Raw genomic sequence first — 22,801 nt, 5'->3', positions numbered from 1 at the left:
CCCAACTTTTAAAAATATTTTTTCCCCTGCAGCCTTACATTCAGGACTAATCCCATTCCTGTAAAGCAACTCACCAGGGATGTAAGACCGGCACTTACAAACGGCAACGGGATTCCGGTATTAGGCAATGCGCCGGTAGCAACACCTATATTAAGAAATCCCTGAAAGCCAATCCAGGCCCCCATACCTGTGGCTATTAACTGCCCTAATAAATCCTTTGCTCTTCCTGCTATAACCATACATTCAAGAGCAATCAGAAGCAGAAGCATAATTACAGCGCATCCGCCAATAAAGCCAAATTCTTCACCAACAACTGTGAAAATGAAGTCTGTCTGCGATTCAGAAACGAAACCACCATTGAGAACCGAACTTATCTCATTAGTATTATAACCCTTGCCAAGAAGTTGTCCCGAACCTATTGCCATCATAGAATTAAGCGTCTGATAGGCTTCAGTATTAGCATAATCTTCAGGATGGAGCCAGGCCAGTATTCGGTCCTGCTGATAGCCTCTTAATAAAATACTTTTATCCGCAAGGGCATCAAAAATAACAAGTAATGCAGTCGGAATAGATATAGCAAGAACCGTAACAACGAATTTCATGTTAATTCCTGCTGAGAACAGAATGCAACTTATAATAACCGTCAGCATTATTGTTGTAGAAAGGTCAGGCTGCATAACCACCATCAGCAAAGGCGGAATTAGTAGTCCCAGACAGATAAATATAAAGTAAATTTTCTTAACTTTATCCTTACTTTTCATTATGAACGCTGAAAAAAATAAAATCAATAAAATTTTGGATGCCTCGGAGGGCTGAAAAACGAATCCGATGTTTATCCAGCGCGTAGCACCTTTAACTGATTTTCCAAGAGGTGTAAATACCAGTGCAAGGAAAAACAGATTTAAAATATAATATAAAACATAAAACTTGCTAATAACGACGTAGTCCATAAGTGATACAAAAACCATCATAAATACGCCAAGAATAAGACCTATGATCTGCTTACTCTTATATGTTGGATCAGCACTTCCAACAGCCATAATACCTATACTTGAAAGTACCAAAAGCATTATTACAAGTTTAAAATCGTAATCAAATATACGATAGCTTTTCAATTTTTCCAAAAATGTCTCAGTCCGCATTAGCGTCTCCACCTTCGAGCTGCTGAGCTGTTCCGTTCTGAACATCTTCAGGCTCTTTAAGTCCAAAATAATATGCTACTGCTTCTTTTGTTATCTGTGCAGCGTAGCTTGATGTATAACCGTAAGCAATTCTTGTCGCAATTGCAATCTGAGGTGACTCATAAGGTGCATAGCATACAAAAAGTGCATGGTTGGCTCTCTTTTTTGACTCCTCGGCAGTACCGGTTTTTCCGGCTACATTCACCGCAAGATCATTGAAATATGGTTTATCTTCAACAACCTGACGCATTCCTGTGTGGATAGCATTCCAGTATGCTGAATCCATATCGATATGATTTCTAACAGTTGCTCCATACTCCTGCAAAAGATTACCATCAGAATCGCAAGTCTTTTTTACCAGAGTCAGATTATAACATGTTCCACTGTTGGCAACTGTTGTTACATATCTTGCAAGTCCTACAGTTGTAAAGGAGTTTGTACCCTGACCGATAGCAGAACGAGTTGAGTCGATATCTGATACTATCGGATCATACTCCGTAACCTCTATGCCTGTAGTCTCACTAAGGCCATACATATCTGCGTATTTAGCAAGCTTTTCAAGACCTATATCTGAGTGATAGTTTTCACCGACAAGACCAAGCCTGTAACCAACTTCGAAAAAGAATGCGTTACAGGAATTTTTTATTGCTCCCGTAACATTAAGTGATCCATGTGATCTGGGATATATCCAACAATGCGCAGGATTGGTATTATCAAGCTTATCAAACACGCCAGTACAGGTAATCTCGGATGAAGTATCTATAACTCCTTCCATAAGCCCTGCCGTTGAAGCAACCATCTTATATGTCGATCCCGGTGCAGTTCTCTGCATAGTGGCATAGTTAATAAGTGGTGATGCCTGATCGCTTCTAAGCTTTGCATAGTATTCAGCATCTACTCCATTGGCCATCTTATTATTGTCATAACCGGGATATGAAACCAGAGCAAGCACATCACCGTTATTAACATCTGTTACAACCATGGAACCTGAACAGGGATCAAGTGCCAGCTGCGCAGGAGTAATATCAAGATTGCTTATTCTGTTTATAAAAAATGTATATGGCGATTCTGCACCTGAAAGCCACATTGAAAGTTCCTCTTCAGGAAGCTCTACAACACCCTGTTCAAGCAAAATATGGCCAACTTCATCACCACTTACAATGTCATCCTGAAGAAGATATTTATAAAGCTTTTTGTTAAACTCATCATCTTCCTCTATGTCATTAAATATATAATCTATGATGGTTTTAAATATCTCTTCCGAGTCTACATACTGACTTTCAAGGTCAAGAACTGTAACATCTATCCAGTTGGCAGAAATACAATATCGTATATAATCTGAAAGCGATATGGTTTCATCAGTTGTCCAGGCTATATATGTCTTATCCTCTTTATCTACCTTTTCTGAATCAATAACGCCGTTATTATAAAGTTTTTGGGCGATATAACTCATATAAACCTGGTATTCTTTTGAAAGCATATTATATGGAGTGTTTTTCTCGTTAAATTCTGCACGAAGACCTTCATTTACCTGCTCTCTTTTATTAAGATACTTGGCATATACATTCTTTTCATTAGGTCCTGCCTCATCAGATTCCATATGCTTTAAATTAATAATGTGATTATCAAAGCATGCAAAATATACATCATAGATAGGAATCATGATGTCAGAGGACTTCTGATTTTCACCCTGAATAAAAAATTTGATATTTTGAATCTTGGATATTAAAATTCCTGCAAGTGACTGTTCAATTATATTGTAGCAGGCCTCCTGGAGATCTTTATCTATGGTCAGATAAACATCATTTCCGGCCTTGGAGTCTATATAGCTGCTTGTCTCGATAACCTTACCGGTATTATCAACATATACTGTTTCTCTGCCCTTTGTACCCTGAAGTACTGACTCCATGGATTGCTCAATACCTGCCTTACCGACAGTATCATTTGATCGATATTCCGGATTTTCTTTTTGTAGCTCACCAAGCTCACTGTCTGAAATCTTACCGGTATAACCAAGTATCTGTGAAAAATATTCAGAATCAACATATACTCTCGCAGTATCCTCTTCAATAGAAACACCCTCGAGTACATTAGAGTTCTCCATTATGTCTGCCACTGTTTTATCGGATACATTCGTCGCAATTGTAGTATTGATGTATTTCTGATAACTGTTTGAATACATCTTATATCTTATAACAACCAGCTGAAGTATTCTGTCTTTGTCATATCCAAGTCCCGGAGTAAATGATTTCTTATCATCCGGATTTGTATAATCACCGATTCCGAATTTTGTGCAAAGATCATCAATTACTTCCTGGGCAGTTTTTGATCTCTCTTCATATTTCAAATCATTAACAGAAGTACGTCCGTAGATATCAGCAAGAAATCGCAAAAGAGCTGTATTCTCAACAGTAAATTCAAAATTATTGGAGCTGCTAAGCTGAATATTAAAATCTGTATCAACTGCATCTCCGTCCTTCTCAACTATATCTATAACTTTATTTATTGTTTCATTAATTGCTGCGTTTTTACCTGAACCTGACTCATAAACGTCCTCAATCATAACTGAATTGGACAGTTCGTTATATGCAAGCAGATTTCCGTTTCTGTCATAGATATTACCTCTGGCTGCAGCAATAGATTTTTCTTTCATGATCTTTAATTGAAAAGAATCAAGGTAAGTTTCCCCCTTGATTATCTGCAAGAAGAAAAGTCTGTAAACCAGGCCAGCAGATGCAAGAATCAGTATTGCAGATATCATGACAAGACGAGAAGTTATAAAATTAATAACGACTTCTTTAATCTTATTAAACAAATTTCTTAGCGCTCCTTTGTTCTATTCCCTCAAGATAAGTATTAATCCTGATAAGAACAGGATAGATAAAAACAGCTACAAGAGCTGTGTAAACAGCTTCGGGAAAAATAACATTGACTATGTAATACCCTATATCAAATTTGTTTCTGAACATAAATAAAAGAACATAACATATAAAGCCAAATAACAAATCCGAAGAAATTATAAGTCCAAGCGGAAGAAGGATGTTTTCGGGAAAAAATATTTTATTGAACTTTCCAACAATAAAACCCATGTACATGTAGATAAGCGCATAAAATCCAATATAGGTACCGAAAAATATATCAACCAACAGTCCGCAAAACAGACCAATCAGTGTTCCGCTTTTATCTCCTCGCATAAAAGCATAGGAGGATGTGAGAATGATCATCAAATTAGGAACAATCCCACTAAAATCAAGAGCTCTGAACAGAGTGGTCTGTAATATAAAACATATAATTATTGACAATAACGTGAATAAAAATCTTCGCATAATTTATCATTCTCCGCTGCTTTTGAGTTTCATGATGACCAACACTTCATTCATGTACCCAAATTGAACAACAGGAGTAATCCTACCTGACTTTGTAAGATTGTTGGAGTCCTCTTCTATGGTAGAAATGTAACCGATCAGAATACCCGGAAGATATTTATCACTTATATTAGAAGTTACTACCTTATCTCCAACACTTACTTTGTCTGCTTCATCAACAAGCTTCGAAAAAGCAATCTGTCCTTCGTTATAAAGCTCAAGGTCACCGGTTGCTATAAGATTTTCTGATGCTGAGAGAACCGTTCCACTTACAGAAGAATTATCAGCTATAATCGTCTGAACCTTTGCCCAGTCAGGTCCTACATCTGTTATTCTGCCTACAAGTCCTCCACCGGCTATAACATTCATATCAACTTCGAGCCCTTCATCTGAGCCCTTGTCTATAACGAAAGAATGATACCAGTTGCCTGCATCCTTAGCGATAATCCTGGCACCAATCTTCTTATAATCAGAATATTGAGCATCAAGCTCATATAGTTCCCTAAGCTTTGTCAGCTCATACTTGTCCTGTTCAAGATTGGTGTTATCAATCGTAAGCTGTTCAACCTGCGTACGAAGCTCATCGTTTTCCTTTTGCAAAGCTCTGATACTTGCAAGATTATCAGCAACCCCTTTCATCCATACGCCGACGGTTGTTATTCCTTTCTGAAAAGGAACAACTGCTGTTCCTGCGAATGTATTCACAGAGCCATTAAAAACGCTTGTGTTAAAAGTTATAGCAATAAGCCCCACACATAAAATTGTTAAAATAAAGAGGAGATATTTACTTGGAAGTGTAAATTTATCTCCCCCTCTTTTAATGATAGGACTCATTTATACATCCTCTTCAACTGAGTAAGCAAGTGCCTTATACTGATCATCCTTGATGATTTTTCCAAGACCAAGTGCAACTGAACTGATCGGATCCTCTGCTAAATTAACATTGAGACCTACACCGTTGGACAGCCTCTGTGCGAGATGACATACCTGTGAAGCTCCACCTGTCAGATATAATCCGTGTTTGAATATATCTGCTGCAAGTTCCGGAGGTGTGCGCTCAAGAGTTGCTTTTATGTTATCAAGAATCTGGTCAAAGCTCTCAATAAGCGACTGATCTATAAGGTCTGTTGGAATTGAACGCTCGACAGGAAGGCCCGTAACGATATCTCTTCCATAAACAACTGCATCCTGCCCTGATTTTTCAAGATCCTTTAATGACATCTTGATGTTTTCAGAAGTCTTCTCACCTATAATCAATGAAAACTCCTTACGTATAACATTGCGGATAGCATCATCAAACTTCTTGCCGCCGACCTTTATAAGCTTACTGATAACAATGCCCTTAAGTGACAAAATAGAGATTTCTGTTGTATCATATCCCACGTTTACTACAAGAACACCCTGTGAATTCATAACATCAACGCCCATTCCAAGTCCGTCAGCTACAGGCTTCTTAACCATCATGATTTTCTTAGCCTTAACGCCAGATTCCCTGATAAGATCATGGAATGCACGTCTTTCTACCTCAGTTACGTCCTTAGGAACTGCGATATAAACATCAACAGGCTTAAGGGCTCCCTTCATCTGATCTGTTATGAAAAGCTTAACAAGAGATTTCATATGCTCAATATCAGCTATAACACCATTGCTAAGAGGATAAGAAATCTTAATGTTGCTGGGTGCCTTCTCATACATATCGTATGCAGAATTACCATAAGCAAGTAAAGTAGTTTTATTCTCAACTGCGATTAGATTCTTCTCAACAGTAACTGTATCTGTTGCCTTGTTGTAGATTTTGATATTGCTTGTTCCAAGATCGATACCAAAAGTATTGTTGCCCAAAATTAGCCTCCTAATTACAAAATATTATTTTCTTTAAAACTATAATATCTATGATCGCCGATTATAATATGATCAATCAGCTTTATATCAAGTAAATTGCCGGCATCTCTTATTTGTTCTGTGAGATTGATATCCGCGTATGAAGGGGTTGGATCTCCTCCCGGATGATTGTGCAATATAATAATCTTAACTGCACTGTTTTTAACCGCATGAATAAAAATCTCTCTCGGTGAAAGTGGAGCTGATTTGACAGTTCCTACTGATATCTCATATTCACAAATAAGCTGCCCTTGATTATTAAGACACACAAGCACGGAATGTTCTCTTTGATAATTACACATTTTTTCCATGTAATAATCAGCAACAGTATAGGGTTGATTGAATTCAAGACGTTGTGATGCCCTGCTTCTTGCAATCCTGTCAGAAAGCTCAGCGATGCACATCAGTTTTATAGCTTTTACCTCACCTATACCTTTTACTGAAAGCATATCATCAAGAGATAGATATCTGATACCTGATATGCCTTTTCCAAATCTGCTGCAGAGACCAAGTATAGAATTCCCAATCTCCGTAGGTGTCTTACCGGAAGTTCCGGTCCTGATTATAATAGCTAGAAGCTCAGCATCAGTAAGTGAACCGGCTCCAAGCTTCATGAACCTTTCATATGGCAGAATATCTTTGTAACTGCCATCTTCTTTTTGCATGTTTTTTAATATTATTTTGTTATTCATCTTCTCATTTTATGCTTCTTCGGGACATAATAGAGAAAATAAAACGTTTGAACAGTAAAAAAATTCAAACCTCCAATGATTATACCATAATTTAGCGTTACGGCAAGTCAGTACATTTAACAAGTCCTTTATTATACATAACAGATAAGGTCTTCATTATTCCGTACTTAACATGCTGCCAGGTCAATCCTCCCTGGAAGAAAACCGAATAGGGCTCGCGAAGAGGACCATCTGCAGAAAGTTCAATAGAACTTCCGGAAACAAATGCTCCCGCTGCCATTATTACCTGTGAGTCATACCCGGGCATATCCCAGGGTTCAGGAGTTACATATGAATCTACTGGAGCAGCTGCCTGAATGCCTTCACAGAATGATACAAGTAAGTCCGGATCATTAAAGGTAATTGCCTGAATTATATCATAGCGCTCCTCCCGGCCGTTTGGAAGAACCGAAAAGCCCAGCTTTTCATAAATATTTGCTGCAAAAATAGCACCCATTAAAGCATTGGCTGTAACATTTGGCGCAAGGAACAGTCCCTGATAAAACTGCGGGAGTATTCCAAGAGAAGCACCAACTTCCTTTCCAAGGCCCGGTGACGTAAGCCTGTATGCAGCGTTTTCAACACATTCCTTTTTTCCTGCAATGTATCCGCCTATAGGAGCAAGACCACCGCCCGGATTTTTAATAAGCGATCCAACAACCATGTCTGCACCTACATCTGTTGGCTCAATAGTCTGAACAAATTCACCATAGCAGTTATCAACCATGCATATTACATCAGGCTTAATATCCTTGATGAATTTTATCACTTCTCCTATTCTTTCTACAGAAAGAGTAGGTCTTGTCTGATATCCTTTGCTACGCTGGATGGTTACAAGCTTTGTCTTTTCACTGATTGCCTTTCTGATACCTTCAAAATCAAAAGAGCCATCCGGTAAAAGATCAACCTGTTTGTAGGATACACCGTACTCTGCAAGTGAACCCTTTGAAGGTCTTATTCCAATGACTTCTTCAAGAGTATCATATGGTTTTCCTACAGGAGACATTAGTTCATCTCCGGGGCGAAGATTACTCATAAGAGCAAGTGCCAGAGCGTGAGTTCCACAGGTTATTTGAGGCCTTACAAGAGCATCTTCTGTATGAAAAATTGAAGCATAGACAGCTTCAAGTTTATCCCTTCCTATATCGTTATATCCATAACCTGTAGTTCCAAGAAGACAAGCCTCTGAAACTTTATTATCCTGCATTGCCTTTAAAACTTTTGCCTGATTATAATCAGAAATTTCTTTTATCTTTTCAAATCTGGGCTTTAAATCTTCCCAGATTTTGTCACAAAAATCATATACGGCTTCAGAAATGCCCATACTTTTATATATGGCCTTTAATTCATTATTTCCCATTTATCATTTATCCTTTTAATTAAATCATTTGCAATTTTAACATCATCACGCTGAAACTTGGATTTGTCAACCCAGATCACATCTTTTTCACGTTTAAACCACGTGAGCTGTCTTTTTGCAAAATGCCTTGTATTTCTTTTTATAAGCTCAACCGCTCTGTCAAGCGATATTTCTCCATCCAGATATGAAATAATCTCTCTGTATCCAAGTGCTTGCATGGAAGTAGCTGATCTGTCGATGTTTCTGCTCTTCAGTTCCCTAACTTCTTCAAGAAGTCCCTCTTCCATCATTTTGTCTATCCGCTTTTCTATTCTTTCATACAGAATATTTCTTTCATCAGTGAGAACAAAATAAAAATATTCATATGGTGAGCTTTTTTGTCTCTGATCATTATTATGTTCTGAGAGTTTTGAGCCGGTTTCCTTATAAAAGCTAAGAGCACGAATAACTCTCTTTACATTATTTTCATGAACTTCATTAGCATATTCAGGGTCAACTTCTCTTAGCATCTCATGAAGCTTATGAATTCCGCCTGGTTCTTCAGATATTGAAGTAAGCTCTTTTTTATAATCAGATAACAAGTCATCATCATAACCATTTGAAAAGTCAATGTCATATAGAACAGACTGTATATAAAAACCGGTTCCCCCGACAATTATCGGAAGCTTACCTCTTGAGTTAATATCTGATATAGCTTCCTTTGCCAATCTCTTGAATTCGAATACATTAAAGTCTGTTTCCGGGTCAAGAAAATCTATGAGGTGATGCTTTATTCCCTGCATCGCTTCCGTTTTTATCTTGTCAGTGCCTATATTCATATCTTTATAAACCTGCATGGAATCAGCCGATATGATCTCACCGTTAAGTGCTTTTGCAAGCTCTATTGAGATTTTTGTCTTGCCGACTGCTGTCGGACCGGTAAGAATTACAATTTTATCCATATTTTTATAAAAAATCAGTCAACCACTCTTTTGAATTTCTTCTCAATTTCATATTTACTCATTGAAATAATTGTAGGTCTTCCATGCGGACAGTTATAAGGATTATCCAGTGTCAAAAGTTCATCTATCAGCTTTTCCATCTCCATCCTGGACATTTTCATGTTGCCTTTAACTGAAGCCTTACATGCCATTCCTGCAATCTTATAATTTATAACATCCGGTGTCCTGTCGAGATTTGTATCGTTTGCCAGTTCATCCAGAATTTCTGTAAACATTTCTTTTTCATTTTCACAGCCATAGAGGTCAACAGGAACTTCCCTTATCGCATAATCATTCTGTCCAAAGGGTTCTATATTAAAGCCAAGCTTCTCAAAAGCCTGATGATACTTCTCGAAAACATTTATCTCCTGTGACGTAAGGGAGACAATTATAGGAGGCTGGATAAGCTGTGAAACAGTTTCCTTACTCTCATATCGCTTTATCATCCTCTCATAATTTACCTTCTCATGGGCTGCATGCTGGTCGACAATAAACATTTTATCCTTAAAACCTATAATCCAGTATGTATCAAAAATCTGTCCTAATATATCATACTCATCACGATTGTCTTTTGAGAGCATTTTGTCTTCAAACAGATTAAGCTGAAGGCCTTTTTCGACAATAACTGCATCGGAGCTCTTTATTATAGGACCGGCGGCTTTAGAATCCTCATCTGATTTTGGAGGAGTATGATCTCCAAATACCCTTGTCCATACCGCAGATTTCATATTATCCTCTATGACTACCGGCTCAGGTGATATACCTTCAGCAAAAACAGGTTCTGATTCTTTTAGCTTTTTTTCCTCTGTTAGTCTACTCTGCTCAAAAGGTTCTGGAATAGCATAGTTTACAGATGTATTACGAGGTGTCTCTACAACTTTTTCTTCTGAAGACTGCGACCTTGGATTTCCATTAAGGTTTTGAGGCTTAGAAATATTTTCATTTTCATTTGATATTTCTGTGTTTTTATTTAAACTTTGTGAATTGGAGATCACAGCATTTTGTATCAATTTTTGTTTATTATATGCACGGTCTTCCTTTTCATTTCTCAAAACTTCAGGAATCATCTCATGGTCATGAAGTGCTTTGGCTACATTTTTTCGTATGAATTCATATACAGCAGGCTGATTGCTAAATCTCACTTCCATCTTGGAGGGATGGACATTTACATCAACAAGCTCTGTATTCATTCGTATATGTACTACGCAGAATGGGAACTTATGTTGCATAAGATATTCTTTGTAGCCCTCTTCCAAAGCTTTAGAGATGATCTTATCCTTTATGTATCTTCCATTGACAAAAAAGACCTCAAAATTTCTGTTGGATCTGTTTAATGCAGGTTCACCCAGATATCCTTCAATAGTATACTCACCCTCTGTAGCTGAAATAGGGACAAGACATGTTGCAACATCTCTGCCGTATATCCTGTAAATAAGCTCCTTCAGGTCTCCGTTTCCGGATGTTATAAATTTGTCATCCTTATTGTTAATAAAATGAAATGACACAGAAGGGTTATCCATAGCCATATGTTCCATAATATCGCCAACATATGAACCTTCTGTCTGAGGTGTTTTCAAAAACTTCTTTCTGGCAGGAGTATTATAAAATAAATCTCTTACAATAATAGTTGTACCGGATGGAGACCCGATTTCTTCAAATGACTCTTCTTTGCCACCGTTTATACAATATCTTATTCCGGTCAGATCTTCAGTTGTCTTGGTTATCAGCTCAGTCTGTGAAACAGCAGAAATACTCGACAAAGCTTCGCCTCGAAATCCCAGTGACTTTAGCCTGTAAATGTCATCAATACTCATAAGTTTACTTGTAGCATGGCGCTTAAAGGCATTTCGTATCTGGGATTTTTCAATGCCGCTTCCATTATCAGTAACTCTTATCAGCGATGTTCCACCATTTTGTATTTCTACAGTGATAGAGGTAGCACCGGAATCAATTGCATTCTCTACAAGCTCCTTGACAACACTTGAAGGCCTTTCAACAACTTCCCCTGCTGCTATCTGGTCTATGGTATTTTGATCCAGTTCGAATATTTTTGCCATCGTAAATTTTTAACCTTTCCATCTGTTTTTAAGCTGATTCTGCAGCTTATACAAAGTATTTAAGGCATCCATAGGCGTAAGATTTGAAATATCGATCTCCTCTAAGTCTCTCAAAATATCCTCATCTTTAACTGTGTCAAACAGTGACATCTGAGAAAGGTCAACAGTGTCATAATGTTTAACTGTCGATTTTTTACCGGAATTTTGATTGACCGTTATCCCCTGAACTTTTTCTGTAATATCATTATCGGATAATTCTTCGGCAATAGCCTTTGCCCTGTCTATTACCATATCCGGTATTCCTGCAAGTCTGGCAACCTGAATACCATAGCTCTTATCAGCACCACCCTTTATAATCTTGTGTAGGAATACAATGTCATCGCCTTTTTCTTTTACAGCAATGCAATAGTTATTTACATTATCTATCTTACCTTCAAGCTCTGTGAGCTCATGGTAATGTGTGGCAAACAGTGTCCTTGCACCTAAAAGTTTTCTGTTACTTATATGCTCAATAACAGCCCATGCTATTGAAAGTCCGTCATAGGTTGATGTTCCGCGCCCAATCTCATCAAGTATAAGTAGCGATTTTGAAGTTGCATTTCTTAAAATATTTGCGACCTCATTCATCTCAACCATAAAGGTACTTTGTCCGCTTCCAAGATCATCAGAAGCACCAACTCTGGTAAATATCCTGTCAACAACACCTATTGTCGCTGAATCTGCAGGAACAAAGCTTCCGATCTGAGCCATAAGAACAATAAGGGCAGTCTGTCTCATAAAGGTTGATTTACCTGCCATGTTGGGACCTGTAATAATTGCCACAGCATGCTTTTTATCATCCAGAAATGTATCATTTGATATGAACATATCTGTCCTATCCAGCATTTGCTCAATGACAGGATGACGGCCACCGGTAATCTTCAATGTTCCCTTGTCTGTAAGAGTCGGCTTAATATAATGGTTTCGTTCAGCCACATAAGCCAGCGAACAGAATACATCCAGAAGTGCAACACCCTTAGCTGTTTCCTGAATTCTCTCAATTTCCATCGAAATCGAATCTCTTATCTTGCAAAACATCTCATATTCAAGATTATTAAGCTTATCCTGAGCATTTAGAATAGTATCTTCGAGCTCTTTTAATTCAGGAGTTGTATATCTCTCACAATTTGTAAGTGTCTGTTTTCTTATAAAGTAATCAGGTACCTTGTCCTTAAAGGAATTAGTTACCTCAAAAGAGTAACCAAAAACATTGCTATACTTGATCCTCAGATTTTTAATCTCAAGCTTTTCCCTCTCTTTTGTTTCAAGATCTGAAAGCCACTGCTTGCCATTACTGCTGGCTTCTCTGAAATGATCAATATCGTTGTCAAAGCCATCCTTAATGATTCCGCCTTCCTTTATTGCAAGAGGAGGTTCCTCCATAATTGCCTTATCAATAAGCTCATAAATGTCCTGAAGAGAGTCAATCTGGTTATATACATTATCAAGTGAAACCACATCTCTAAGGTCCTCAAGAACTATTTTGATTGCAGGCAGCATCTTTAAGGAATTGCGAAAGGCCAAAAGGTCTCTCGGATTTGCGGTATGATAATTGATTTTGGCCATGAGTCTTTCCATATCGTAAATGGGGCCAAGATATTCTCTTATCTCATCCCTTGCCATGGCATTTTTCTTTAGAGCTTCAACCGCAGTCTGTCTTTGAAGAATATCATCAACTTCAATAAGGGGTTGCTCAACAAAGCTCCTAAGCATTCGTGCTCCCATTGCAGTCTTTGTCTTGTCAAGAACCCAAAGCAATGTACCGCGTTTTTGCTTATCTCGCATAGTCTCAATAAGTTCAAGATTTCTTCTCGTCGAAGAATCAAGAAGCATATATTTGCTATTTATGTATGGGTATATATGAATAATATTTGAGAGCTCATCCTTTTGAAGCTCAGTCAGATATTTTAATGTTGCGCCCGCAGCAAGTACTCCGCTTGGAAAATCAGTAATACCAAGACCTGCAAGTGTACCAACCTTAAAGTGCTTCATTAGAATCTGCTTATTTGAATCTTCATCAAAATACCTAGGATCCAAAGGATTTATAACTATATTATTTCTGTCCTTAAGAAGCTCAATGTCTACACCACTAAGTAAGAAAGCATCATTACATATAAGTTCAGAAGGCTGAAATTTCTGTATTTCATCAATAATATCCTTGAGCTGCTCAACCTCTGTCAGATAAAAATCACCGGTAGTAACATCTGCAAAGGATATACCGCTTTTATCATCAGAATAAAACACACACATGAGATAATTGTTTTTTGTCTCATCCAGTGCCTGCATGTTAAGATTTGTTCCCGGAGTAACTACACGAGTAACATCTCTTTTAACAATCCCCTTTGCTTCTCTTGGATCCTCAAGCTGCTCGCATACAGCTACTTTATAGCCTCTGTTTACAAGCTTGCTTAAATAGCTCTCAACAGCATGATGCGGAACACCACACATAGGAGCTCTTTCTTCCAATCCGCAAGCCTTACCTGTAAGTGTCAGCTCAAGTTCTTTTGACGCAACCTTAGCATCGTCAAAGAACATTTCATAGAAGTCCCCAAGTCGGTAAAATAATATGCAATCTTTATACTCCTCCTTAGTCTTCATGTAATTTTGCATCATGGGACTAAGCTTATCTAACTGTATCTCCAAAACTTTCTCCTAAAAATTATCAAATCATCGAGCCGGTATAATAAAAGCCGTGACATTCATCAAGATGAACATCAACAAATTCTCCTATGAGAGAAGCATCTCCCGGGAAATGCACAAGTGTATTATTTGACATACGTCCGGTAACAAGAGATGAATCATGCTCATTTATTTCTTCTACAAGAACTCTTTGTGTCTGTCCGGTAAATCTTGAAGCTCTCTCTTTTGCTGTGTCCTGCACAACCTTGAGAAGTCTGTCAAAATTGGGCTTGCTAACGGATTCCGGAACCTGTTCCCATCCGGCAGCAGGGGTTCCGGTACGTTTTGAATAAATAAATGTAAAGGCATTATCAAAAGCTGCTTTCTTTACTACATCTATTGTGTCATCAACATCTGTATCTGTCTCTCCGGGGAATCCGACTATGATATCCGTAGTTATTGATACATCAGGAATAGCAGCTTTTATTTTATCAACAAGGGCTAAATAGCTTTCCTTTGTGTAATGACGATTCATCTTCTTCAGTATTTCATCGGATCCGGATTGCAGAGGAAGGTGAATATGCCTTGCAACCTTCTCATTTTCAGCTATAACCTTAATCAGGTCATCTGATAAATCCTTAGGATGTGAGGTCATGAAGCGAACTCTCTCTATTCCTTCTACCTTACATACTTCAGATAAAAGCTCTGCAAAGCTAAGCTTCTCATTTTCAGGAAGTCCTTTACCATAGGAGTTGACATTTTGTCCAAGAAGCATTATTTCCTTAACTCCGTCCCCAGCAAGATATTCTATTTCACGAATAATATCCCTGGGACTTCTTGATCTTTCACGTCCGCGAACATATGGAACAATACAGTAAGTACAGAAGTTGTTGCAGCCAAACATAATATTTATGCCTGACTTGAATTTATACTTACGTACAATTGGAAGATCCTCTACAATCTTGTCTGTGTCCTTCCAAATATCGATGATCATTCTGTCAGACTCAAACATTGTGTTTAAAAGCTCTGCAAATTTAAAGATATTATGTGTTCCAAAAATAAGATCCACATGTCTGTAACTCTTCTGAATTTTCTCAATAACACCCTGTTCCTGCATCATACAGCCGCAAAGCGCCACTCTCATCCAGGGCTTTTTCTTTTTTATTCCACCAACATAGCCGAGTCTTCCAAATACGCGCTGATCTGCATTATCTCGCACAGTACAGGTGTTATAAATTACAAAATCGGCATCTTCTGTTTCAACTTCCTCAAAGCCAACCTTTGTAAGCACACCAAGAAGCTTTTCGGAGTCTCTTGCATTCATCTGGCATCCAAAGGTTACAACACATGCTGTGGGCTTTCTTCCGAGCTCATTTTCGAGGTTACTTACGTGTTTTTTAACTTTTTCCATGAAGTCAAACTGACGAATTGTCTCTTCACCGGCACTCTCTTCAGGAACATCATGTAAAAGTGAATTGTTTTTTATTAAATCTTTACTCAAATCTCAAAATCTCCATAAATACCGCAAATACCAAGAATAATGTCTACGGTTTTCTTCATTTCATTTATAACAGCAAATTCGTAGCGTCCATGGTAGTTATAACCACCTGTGCAAAGGTTCGGGCAGGGAAGTCCTTTATAAGAAAGCATAGCTCCATCGGTGCCGCCTCTTATCGGAACATCAATAGCTGTAATTCCCAGCTCTTCCATAACCTTCTTGGCATTATCAACAAGGTGCATATGTGGACGGATTTTTTCTATCATATTGTAATATGAATCCTCCATAGTGAGCTCAACCGTACCTTCACCATATTTTTTGTTAAGGAATTCCACAATACTCCTTACTATTTCCTTTTTAACATTGAATTTATCCATGTCATGATCGCGTACAATGTAATAAACTACAGCTTTTTCACAGGTTCCCTTCATCATTGTAAGATGGAAAAATCCTTCTCTTCCCTCTGTATACATTGGATTCTGCTCAACAGGAAGCATTGACTGGAATTCATATGCTATAAGAGTAGCATTTAACATTCTGTTTTTGGCATCACCTGGATGAACACTTCTTCCATTGATGATAAGCTCAACCTCAGCAGCATTAAAATTCTCATATTCAAGCGTTCCAAGGTCCCCGCCGTCAACAGTATATGCGAAATCAGCACCAAATCTTTCGAGGTCAAAATGATCTGTACCTTCACCAATTTCCTCATCAGGGGTGAAGGCAATCTTTATTTCGCCATGCTTTATTTCGGGATTCTTCAAAAGAGTCTCTGCCATGGTCATAATTTCTGCCACACCGGCCTTATCATCTGCTCCAAGCAAAGTTGATCCATCTGTTACAATCAAATCTTCTCCGATTTTCTCTTTAAGCACAGGGAAATCCTTGGGAGACAGAATATATTTTCCGTCATCAGAGAGCTTAATATCAGCTCCGTCATAATTCTCTACAATTCGAGCCTTAACATCTTTCCCGCTAACCGCATCTGAAGTATCCATATGCGAAATAAAACCGATTACGGGTGTTTTTTTAGTATTATCATTATTTGAAGGAATTGTAGCATATACATAGCAATGCTCCTGATCATAGAACACATCAGAAGCACCGATTTCTGTAAGCTCTTTATATAAAAGCTTCGCAAGATCATGTTGTCCCGGAGTTGATGGACTTGTATTTGTATGCTCGTTGGACTGAGTGTCTATTTTTGTATATCTTATAAATCTTTCTATTAAGTCCTCAGGTTTATTCTTTATCTCTTCACTTCTAATCATTGTTTTTCACGTTCCTCCAATTCTCTCTTCCAACGGCCTTTATCCTTGCCCGTAAGAAAGATTTCTTTTATATATTTAAATGTTGCTGATTCCCCCTGCTCACCAAGCATATTCAGGAAAAACTCAAGCTTATTCAAAGTATCCGGATGAACAAAATTTTTCAGAATATGCTTTTCGCGTTCATAGTATTTCTGAGAATCCCATGAATCGTACTCATCGCCTCTGTACGTCATGCAGGCCGCAACTCTGTCAGCAATCATTTCCGCAACATATCTATCCGGCATGGGACACGGAACAATGCCATTATTTTCATGACCATTAATTTTATAAAAATCAATCCAATACTCAAAATGATGCTTGTTTCGTCCCTTATGATGAAGCCATGTTCTGGAATAACCAAAAAGTTCTCGCTCCCTTGTATTTGGAGAACGTGTACCCTGATAATATCTGGCTCCATTCCAAAACTCAGATGGCGAATATTTTGACAGGTCGTGGGTAAGCCCCTGATAATAAAGTCCCATTTTAAAGCAATGTTTTCTTACAAGATGTCTATGCTTCGTTATGGTCATAAAATGAAGCAAGGTACTCTTAAGCGTTATTTTGTCATTATTTCCCATATCTGTATCACTTTGCTGTCTTTTTAATATTCTTTTTTATTGGTTTTCCGGCACTAATCAATATCTTTACAGATCTTTCGCTGCAAACTATTTTTGTCTGATCCTTGACAGTACTTGTTCTAAAATTATCTGAGGGATGTTCTGTATCATTCAAGAGCTGCCATTTCATACCCTCTGGAAGCTTAGGAAGTGCAAATGCAACAGGATTCCAGTGCATGTTGTAGGCTATATAAAAGAAATCCTGCTCTTTTTCCTCTTTTTCATATAGTCCACAGTACAGCATACCAATACTGTGGCTGTAATTTGAAAGATCCGGGCGCCATGCTTCAATGCCGTGATAAGAGAGATCCGGATAGCCGCAAGCTTTGTAATCCATAAGCTTAAATGCCTTGGATTCATGAAGAATCTTATATTTAAATCTTAATTCAGTCAGGAATCTAAGATATGCTGCGGTTTCAGGATTAAAGCCCTTTTCAGCCTGACTCCAATCAATCCATCCGGTTGCATTATCCTGGCAATACGGGTTGTTATTACCTTCCTGTGAATTACCAAATTCGTCTCCGCCAAAAATCATAGGTGTTCCTTGTGAAAACATCAGCATCGTAAGAGCATTCCTTATTTGCTTTGCTCTGAGATTCAAAATAGCAGTTTTTCTGGTCTTACCTTCGATGCCACAGTTCCAGCTAAGATTATTGTCAGTACCATCGGAGTTATTCTCACCATTAGTTTCATTTCTCTTATGCTCATAAGAAACAAGATCTGCAAGACGAAATCCTTCATAATCACACAGGTAATTAATATTCCCTGAATACTCGGAATTTTCAAGCATCACTTTTATAAAATCGCCAAGGGAGTTGTCATCTCCTTTCAGAAATCTTCTGGATGCGTACATGAAATCAGGTTTAAATTCAGCAAGATTTCTAATCTCCGGTTTTTTACCTGAGTATATTCTTCCATAGTCAAAGCCGTAATACCATATCTTTATATCAGAAAGAGCAGGATCAGCTGCAATCATTCCGGGTGCAAGGTAACTCCCCTTCACATGAACACCGTCAATATGATAATTAAATACCCAGTGTCTTACAGCAGCACAAACAAGATCCTCTTTGGCATCCTCATTAAAATAAAACTGCATAATTACTTCGATGCCGTTTTTATGCATTTCCTTTACCATGTCCTTAAATTCAAGGTCAGCGTTTTGAGCATCCATGGCAAAAGCTGTTCTTGGAGCAAAGTAAAAGCCCTCTTTAAAGCCCCAGAAATTAATCTTCTGTCTAACTGAATTGCCATTTTTTATAGAACCGTTTTCACTGTATATAACCTTGCCACTTGTTCCACTGGAATGTAAAAACGAACCCTCGGGCATATTTCCAACATTTGCACCGGCACCGTTTTTTGGTATGTCAAGAACGTTCATCTCGTAAGCCGGCATAAGCTCAACAGCTGTAACTCCGAGACTTTTTATATAGGCTATTTTTTCTATAAGCCCTTTGTAAGTACCACGTTTTTTTAGTTCTATACCACTTGTAGGACTTTTGGTATATCCTCTTACATGAAGTGTGTATACAAATGAATTCTCATATTTGGTACGCGGATGCTTATCAAAGCCCCAATCATAATCTGATTCATCAATTCGGCATAAAATATTCTCATCCTTTACATTTTTGCCCCACTTTTCAAGTCCCTCAACATAGGTCGTATAAGGATCAGCAAATAAATTGCCATCTTCATAGAGCATATAGTTAATGAATTCATCGGTTTCGCCGCATATAATAGCACAAAACACCTTACCATAACGGAAATCATCCGAAAAAGTGACAAGAGTACCATTTCGGTCATTTTTCTTATAGAGAACAATTCCGCAGTTCTTCCTGGTAGCAAATGTAGCGCAAACACGGATTCCATCAGATGTTCTTTTGACTCCCATTGGATAGGGCCGGGAGAATGCCAATCTCAGATTATTATTCATTATTCTTCCTTTTTTCTAAATATACGACATAGTATTATACCACAAATAATCGTTTTTTTAGTCAAAAACATAAGGCAGCATGGATTTTTTCCATACTGCCTCGTATAATAATACAATCTCTTTTTATGATCTTTTCAGTCCTCAGGCTCGGCATCGATAAGCTCATCGAATTCGACGTCGTCAAGATACTCATCAAAAGCATCTGCAACCGCCTCATATTCATCGTCATCCTCAATGTAGCCCAGTGTCGGTTCATCTTCCTTGGATTTCTGAATAAATTCATAGAACCAAACATTGCCATCATTGTTCTGCCCATGCTCATCGAGCGGAAGTAAAACTATATAATCCTTGTTGTTAACTGTTAATACGATCAGAACCGCGCATGTGACATTTTTGCCATCATCAAGCTCAATATCAACAGTAATCTGCTCATCGTTCTGAATCTTTGTATTCATTTCTGTAGCGATCTCTGAAAAGATCATGTGCACCTCCACTTAGACTGTAAAGTCAATCTTCTGACCATGTTCCTTTACAGGTGTTGCTTCAATCTGACTCCAGTCTACATTTTTAATTTTTTCAAGTAACTCTTCTACCGAATCAGCGTAAACAGTTGTGGACTTTTCATATGCAGCTTCTTTCTTCCCGTAAGGGTTTGTCCCATATCCTTCACGGAGTTTATCCATAGCTTCGTCCCGCTCTTTACGCTTCTGGGCTTTCGTTTCCTCTGCCTTAGCAGCTTCTTTATCAGCTGCAACCTGCTTCTGATACTTTTCGTTCTGCTCTCTGATTTTTGCGAAAAATTGTACAGTTCCTTCAGCGTCGATTTTAATTCCGATGGACTCAACTTCCTGACCTGATTCCTGGAGCTGTTCCTTCATCTCATCAAGCTTCCCGGTTGACTCGTCGATTATGCCCATGTACTTATTTTTCGTCTCTTCATCGGCAGCCATTTTCTCAAGAGTATCAGGGTCAATCAAAACACTGTATTCCTTGGTACCTCTCGACAAAATATCCTGAGCTTCTTCATCTGAAGAATAGTTTGACACAAAAAAGTCCATATTGCCATACTTTTCTTTAAGTTCATCCAAAAGTTTTTTTGCGCCTTCAGATAACTCAAGTCCTTCCTGGATATGACTCTCGGATACACCCTTGTTTTTCTGCATATTTATAGGAGCTTCCGCTTTTTTTGTGTTAGTAATTTTCTCTGCGTCGTGTTTTTTCGGCTGATAAGCACTTAACTGGTTCGCTATACCGGAACCAAGGCCATTTACCATAGTCATATGAAACCCTCCTTTGTTTATAGAATCCATGACATCCTTGTCACTTAAATAGATATACTACTCCAATATTTTTATCGGACAGATTATCATAATACTTTATAGTAAGGCACTTACTATTTCATTCTGAAATAATTATCTATCTTTAGATGAAGTGAATTTCTATCTACCGTTTTTAAAATGTAGTCAGCCGGCTTAAGAGCAAGTACCCTTACTATGCTTGCCTTATCTCCCTTTGCGGTAAGGAACATAACAGGTATGTCCTTAATGCTCATATCACTTTTAAACATTTCCAAAACCTTAGGTCCGGGTGTAACCGGCATCTCATAGTCCAAAAGTATCAGATCTGCTTTGTTCTTTGCAAGCCAGGTAATAGCCTGTATACCGGAATTTGCCATGGAAACCTTGTAATCATCCTTAAGCCAGTCTCTTATTGTTCTCATATATGTAACATCATCATCCACTATGAGAATGCTCTTCTTATTAGTTTCTAACATTTCATCCATGAAAAATTTATCCATGGTTTCAATAAAAATGTCCATTTGAAGAGGCCTTTCAAAGAAGCTGTGGACATGAGATTCCGGCAAATAGGTAAGGGCTTCTTCATACTCCAGAGGATTGCTGATAAATATAACCTGTCTGTGAGTTTCAAGACAAAGATCTTTTAAATAAATCAGCGACTTCGGGATAATCTCATCAAGATAGTATATGAAAACCCTGGCAGATTCCTGATTCTTCTGGAGGTCTTCTACCTTATCGGAAGAAAAAGATGCCTCTATACCCACATCTTTTAACTTCATAATAAGGCCCTTGACCATGAAGGTTTCATTTGAACTTATGATAGTAACATTCTTAGTCATAGTTTTCTCCGAATCTTATCTTTCATCTATAAGCTTTTTCATACCTTCCCAGTTAAGCCCTGTCAGAAGGCGCTCCAATTCCTTAAAAGTGCTCGCATCCTTTTCAGGAAGCTTATATTCTTTCATGGATTTTATAACCATGTCGGCCAGATCAAAATCCATTGCATCTATAATCTCTAAAAGCGAAGCATACGCATCACTTAAGGTTGATTCGGGAACCGGCGCCTTCTCTTCATCAGTATCCTTAGACATGAATGACAACTTATCCTTAAAAGCTCTGTAATCACGAAGAAGCACATCTGTTTCATTTTTTATTTTATCGATATCGTTGTTATTCCCGGCTGCCTCAAGATCCCTGGCATTTGACCAAAGCTTGTCAGCACCTATTAGATTGGCTGAACTTTTAAGAGCGTGAACTTTGATTGTATAATTCTCAAAATCCTCATTTTTAAAATATCTTTCAATTTCATCAGCCTTAACATCTATTGAATTAAAGAAAATATCAAGGGCTGTGATGTAGCCTTCTTCAGAGCCGCAAAGCGATATTCCTTTCTTATAATCTATCTCAGGTACCTTTGAAACATTTTTAATAATATCGTTTTCATCGTTTAGAGCAGCTTCATCCGTTGTATCTATTCCGGAAGTTTCAAAAGAATGATCTGACTCTCTGAATTCATCTTCTCTATCAGTTGAAGAAATTTTCAGCTTTGCTCTTACATCATCCGAAAGATACATAATAAGAACAGCAGTTAATTGTTTAAAATCCACAGGCTTTTCCAGATAATTTGTAAAACCGGCTTCCAAACACAACTTTCCCTCATCAGAATCATCTGGTGAAACAAGAGCGATTAAAGGTATCGTTCCGTTTTTATCAAAACCGTTTTCTTTTATCTCATAAAGTGTCTGTACTCCTGTCATTTTCGGCATCAAATAGTCCATAAAAACTACGACATATTCATTTAGTCGCATTGCTTCCAGGCATTCTTTTCCATCTACTGCTTCATCAGATTCCAAGCCAAGAAATCCAAGTAGCTTTTTTACGAAAAACCTATCAAGTTCGGAGTCGTCCACAATCAAAGCTTTTTTGTTCACTCTA

Annotated in this window: 18 protein-coding genes; all 18 read right to left on the bottom strand. The window is 38.0% G+C overall.

The window, feature by feature from the left end; translation table 11 throughout:
- Nucleotides 1-8 precede the first annotated feature (8 nt).
- Complete coding sequence (locus ACHCNF_RS02000; protein ID WP_408071131.1) at nucleotides 9-1,142, bottom strand: FtsW/RodA/SpoVE family cell cycle protein; 1,134 nt, start codon at nucleotides 1,140-1,142, stop codon at nucleotides 9-11.
- Nucleotides 1,132-3,996, bottom strand: a complete 2,865-nt coding sequence (locus ACHCNF_RS01995) for a penicillin-binding transpeptidase domain-containing protein (RefSeq protein ID WP_408071130.1) — start codon at nucleotides 3,994-3,996, stop codon at nucleotides 1,132-1,134. The genes ACHCNF_RS02000 and ACHCNF_RS01995 overlap by 11 nt, the downstream gene beginning before the upstream one ends.
- Nucleotides 3,989-4,507, bottom strand: a complete 519-nt coding sequence (gene mreD, locus ACHCNF_RS01990; protein ID WP_408071129.1) for a rod shape-determining protein MreD — start codon at nucleotides 4,505-4,507, stop codon at nucleotides 3,989-3,991. Before mreD ends, ACHCNF_RS01995 begins: the two co-directional genes overlap by 8 nt.
- 6 nt (nucleotides 4,508-4,513) lie before the next feature.
- Nucleotides 4,514-5,380 carry a rod shape-determining protein MreC gene (gene mreC / locus ACHCNF_RS01985; protein ID WP_408071128.1) on the bottom strand — a complete coding sequence of 289 codons (867 nt, stop codon included), beginning with the start codon at nucleotides 5,378-5,380 and terminating at the stop codon, nucleotides 4,514-4,516.
- Nucleotides 5,381-6,388, bottom strand: a complete 1,008-nt coding sequence (gene mreB / locus ACHCNF_RS01980; protein WP_408071127.1) for a rod shape-determining protein MreB — start codon at nucleotides 6,386-6,388, stop codon at nucleotides 5,381-5,383.
- A 14-nt stretch (nucleotides 6,389-6,402) separates the two neighbouring features.
- Nucleotides 6,403-7,119 (bottom strand): RadC family protein, encoded by a 717-nt coding sequence (gene radC / locus ACHCNF_RS01975; protein WP_408071126.1) that lies wholly within the window; start codon nucleotides 7,117-7,119, stop codon nucleotides 6,403-6,405.
- Nucleotides 7,120-7,216: 97 nt separating this feature from the next.
- Entirely contained in the window at nucleotides 7,217-8,518 is a 1,302-nt protein-coding gene (locus ACHCNF_RS01970) for a methionine gamma-lyase family protein (RefSeq protein WP_408071125.1), read from the bottom strand.
- Entirely contained in the window at nucleotides 8,500-9,459 is a 960-nt protein-coding gene (miaA, locus tag ACHCNF_RS01965) for a tRNA (adenosine(37)-N6)-dimethylallyltransferase MiaA (RefSeq protein WP_408071124.1), read from the bottom strand. The genes ACHCNF_RS01970 and miaA overlap by 19 nt, the downstream gene beginning before the upstream one ends.
- Before the next feature lie 14 nt (nucleotides 9,460-9,473).
- The gene (gene mutL, locus ACHCNF_RS01960; RefSeq protein WP_408071123.1) at nucleotides 9,474-11,555 is read right to left on the bottom strand and encodes a DNA mismatch repair endonuclease MutL; all 2,082 of its coding nucleotides are present in this window, start codon (nucleotides 11,553-11,555) and stop codon (nucleotides 9,474-9,476) included.
- A gap of 9 nt (nucleotides 11,556-11,564) precedes the next feature.
- The gene (gene mutS, locus ACHCNF_RS01955; protein ID WP_408072174.1) at nucleotides 11,565-14,207 is read right to left on the bottom strand and encodes a DNA mismatch repair protein MutS; all 2,643 of its coding nucleotides are present in this window, start codon (nucleotides 14,205-14,207) and stop codon (nucleotides 11,565-11,567) included.
- A gap of 49 nt (nucleotides 14,208-14,256) precedes the next feature.
- Nucleotides 14,257-15,714 (bottom strand): tRNA (N6-isopentenyl adenosine(37)-C2)-methylthiotransferase MiaB, encoded by a 1,458-nt coding sequence (miaB, locus tag ACHCNF_RS01950; RefSeq protein ID WP_408071122.1) that lies wholly within the window; start codon nucleotides 15,712-15,714, stop codon nucleotides 14,257-14,259.
- Nucleotides 15,711-16,982 (bottom strand): peptidase T, encoded by a 1,272-nt coding sequence (pepT, locus tag ACHCNF_RS01945; protein WP_408071121.1) that lies wholly within the window; start codon nucleotides 16,980-16,982, stop codon nucleotides 15,711-15,713. Before pepT ends, miaB begins: the two co-directional genes overlap by 4 nt.
- Entirely contained in the window at nucleotides 16,979-17,599 is a 621-nt protein-coding gene (locus tag ACHCNF_RS01940; protein ID WP_408071120.1) for a DUF5662 family protein, read from the bottom strand. The genes pepT and ACHCNF_RS01940 overlap by 4 nt, the downstream gene beginning before the upstream one ends.
- 7 nt (nucleotides 17,600-17,606) lie before the next feature.
- Nucleotides 17,607-19,568, bottom strand: coding sequence for a hypothetical protein (locus tag ACHCNF_RS01935; RefSeq protein ID WP_408071119.1), 1,962 nt, complete (start codon nucleotides 19,566-19,568; stop codon nucleotides 17,607-17,609).
- Nucleotides 19,569-19,702: 134 nt separating this feature from the next.
- Nucleotides 19,703-20,050 carry a DUF1292 domain-containing protein gene (locus tag ACHCNF_RS01930; RefSeq protein ID WP_408071118.1) on the bottom strand — a complete coding sequence of 116 codons (348 nt, stop codon included), beginning with the start codon at nucleotides 20,048-20,050 and terminating at the stop codon, nucleotides 19,703-19,705.
- Nucleotides 20,051-20,062: 12 nt separating this feature from the next.
- Nucleotides 20,063-20,848, bottom strand: coding sequence for a DUF6033 family protein (locus ACHCNF_RS01925; protein WP_408071117.1), 786 nt, complete (start codon nucleotides 20,846-20,848; stop codon nucleotides 20,063-20,065).
- A 113-nt stretch (nucleotides 20,849-20,961) separates the two neighbouring features.
- Nucleotides 20,962-21,705 (bottom strand): response regulator, encoded by a 744-nt coding sequence (locus tag ACHCNF_RS01920; protein WP_408071116.1) that lies wholly within the window; start codon nucleotides 21,703-21,705, stop codon nucleotides 20,962-20,964.
- A gap of 15 nt (nucleotides 21,706-21,720) precedes the next feature.
- Nucleotides 21,721-22,797, bottom strand: coding sequence for a response regulator (locus ACHCNF_RS01915; protein WP_408071115.1), 1,077 nt, complete (start codon nucleotides 22,795-22,797; stop codon nucleotides 21,721-21,723).
- Between the last annotated feature and the right edge of the window lie 4 nt (nucleotides 22,798-22,801).

The sequence above is a fragment of the Butyrivibrio sp. NATIVEDY162 genome, assembly GCF_045999815.1.
GTDB lineage: Bacteria > Bacillota > Clostridia > Lachnospirales > Lachnospiraceae > Butyrivibrio.
Note: the sequence above shows the minus strand (reverse complement) of the source record. Positions and strands in the feature narration are given on the sequence as shown.

Coding starts and splice junctions, on each gene's coding strand:
- ACHCNF_RS02000 (WP_408071131.1), bottom strand. CDS start 1,142: ATGCGGACTGAGACATTTTTGGAAAAATTGAAAAGCTATCGTATATTT.
- mreD (WP_408071129.1), bottom strand. CDS start 4,507: ATGCGAAGATTTTTATTCACGTTATTGTCAATAATTATATGTTTTATA.
- mreC (WP_408071128.1), bottom strand. CDS start 5,380: ATGAGTCCTATCATTAAAAGAGGGGGAGATAAATTTACACTTCCAAGT.
- radC (WP_408071126.1), bottom strand. CDS start 7,119: ATGAATAACAAAATAATATTAAAAAACATGCAAAAAGAAGATGGCAGT.
- ACHCNF_RS01970 (WP_408071125.1), bottom strand. CDS start 8,518: ATGGGAAATAATGAATTAAAGGCCATATATAAAAGTATGGGCATTTCT.
- miaA (WP_408071124.1), bottom strand. CDS start 9,459: ATGGATAAAATTGTAATTCTTACCGGTCCGACAGCAGTCGGCAAGACA.
- mutL (WP_408071123.1), bottom strand. CDS start 11,555: ATGGCAAAAATATTCGAACTGGATCAAAATACCATAGACCAGATAGCA.
- mutS (WP_408072174.1), bottom strand. CDS start 14,207: ATGATGCAAAATTACATGAAGACTAAGGAGGAGTATAAAGATTGCATA.
- pepT (WP_408071121.1), bottom strand. CDS start 16,982: ATGATTAGAAGTGAAGAGATAAAGAATAAACCTGAGGACTTAATAGAA.
- ACHCNF_RS01940 (WP_408071120.1), bottom strand. CDS start 17,599: ATGGGAAATAATGACAAAATAACGCTTAAGAGTACCTTGCTTCATTTT.
- ACHCNF_RS01935 (WP_408071119.1), bottom strand. CDS start 19,568: ATGAATAATAATCTGAGATTGGCATTCTCCCGGCCCTATCCAATGGGA.
- ACHCNF_RS01930 (WP_408071118.1), bottom strand. CDS start 20,050: ATGATCTTTTCAGAGATCGCTACAGAAATGAATACAAAGATTCAGAAC.
- ACHCNF_RS01925 (WP_408071117.1), bottom strand. CDS start 20,848: ATGACTATGGTAAATGGCCTTGGTTCCGGTATAGCGAACCAGTTAAGT.
- ACHCNF_RS01920 (WP_408071116.1), bottom strand. CDS start 21,705: ATGACTAAGAATGTTACTATCATAAGTTCAAATGAAACCTTCATGGTC.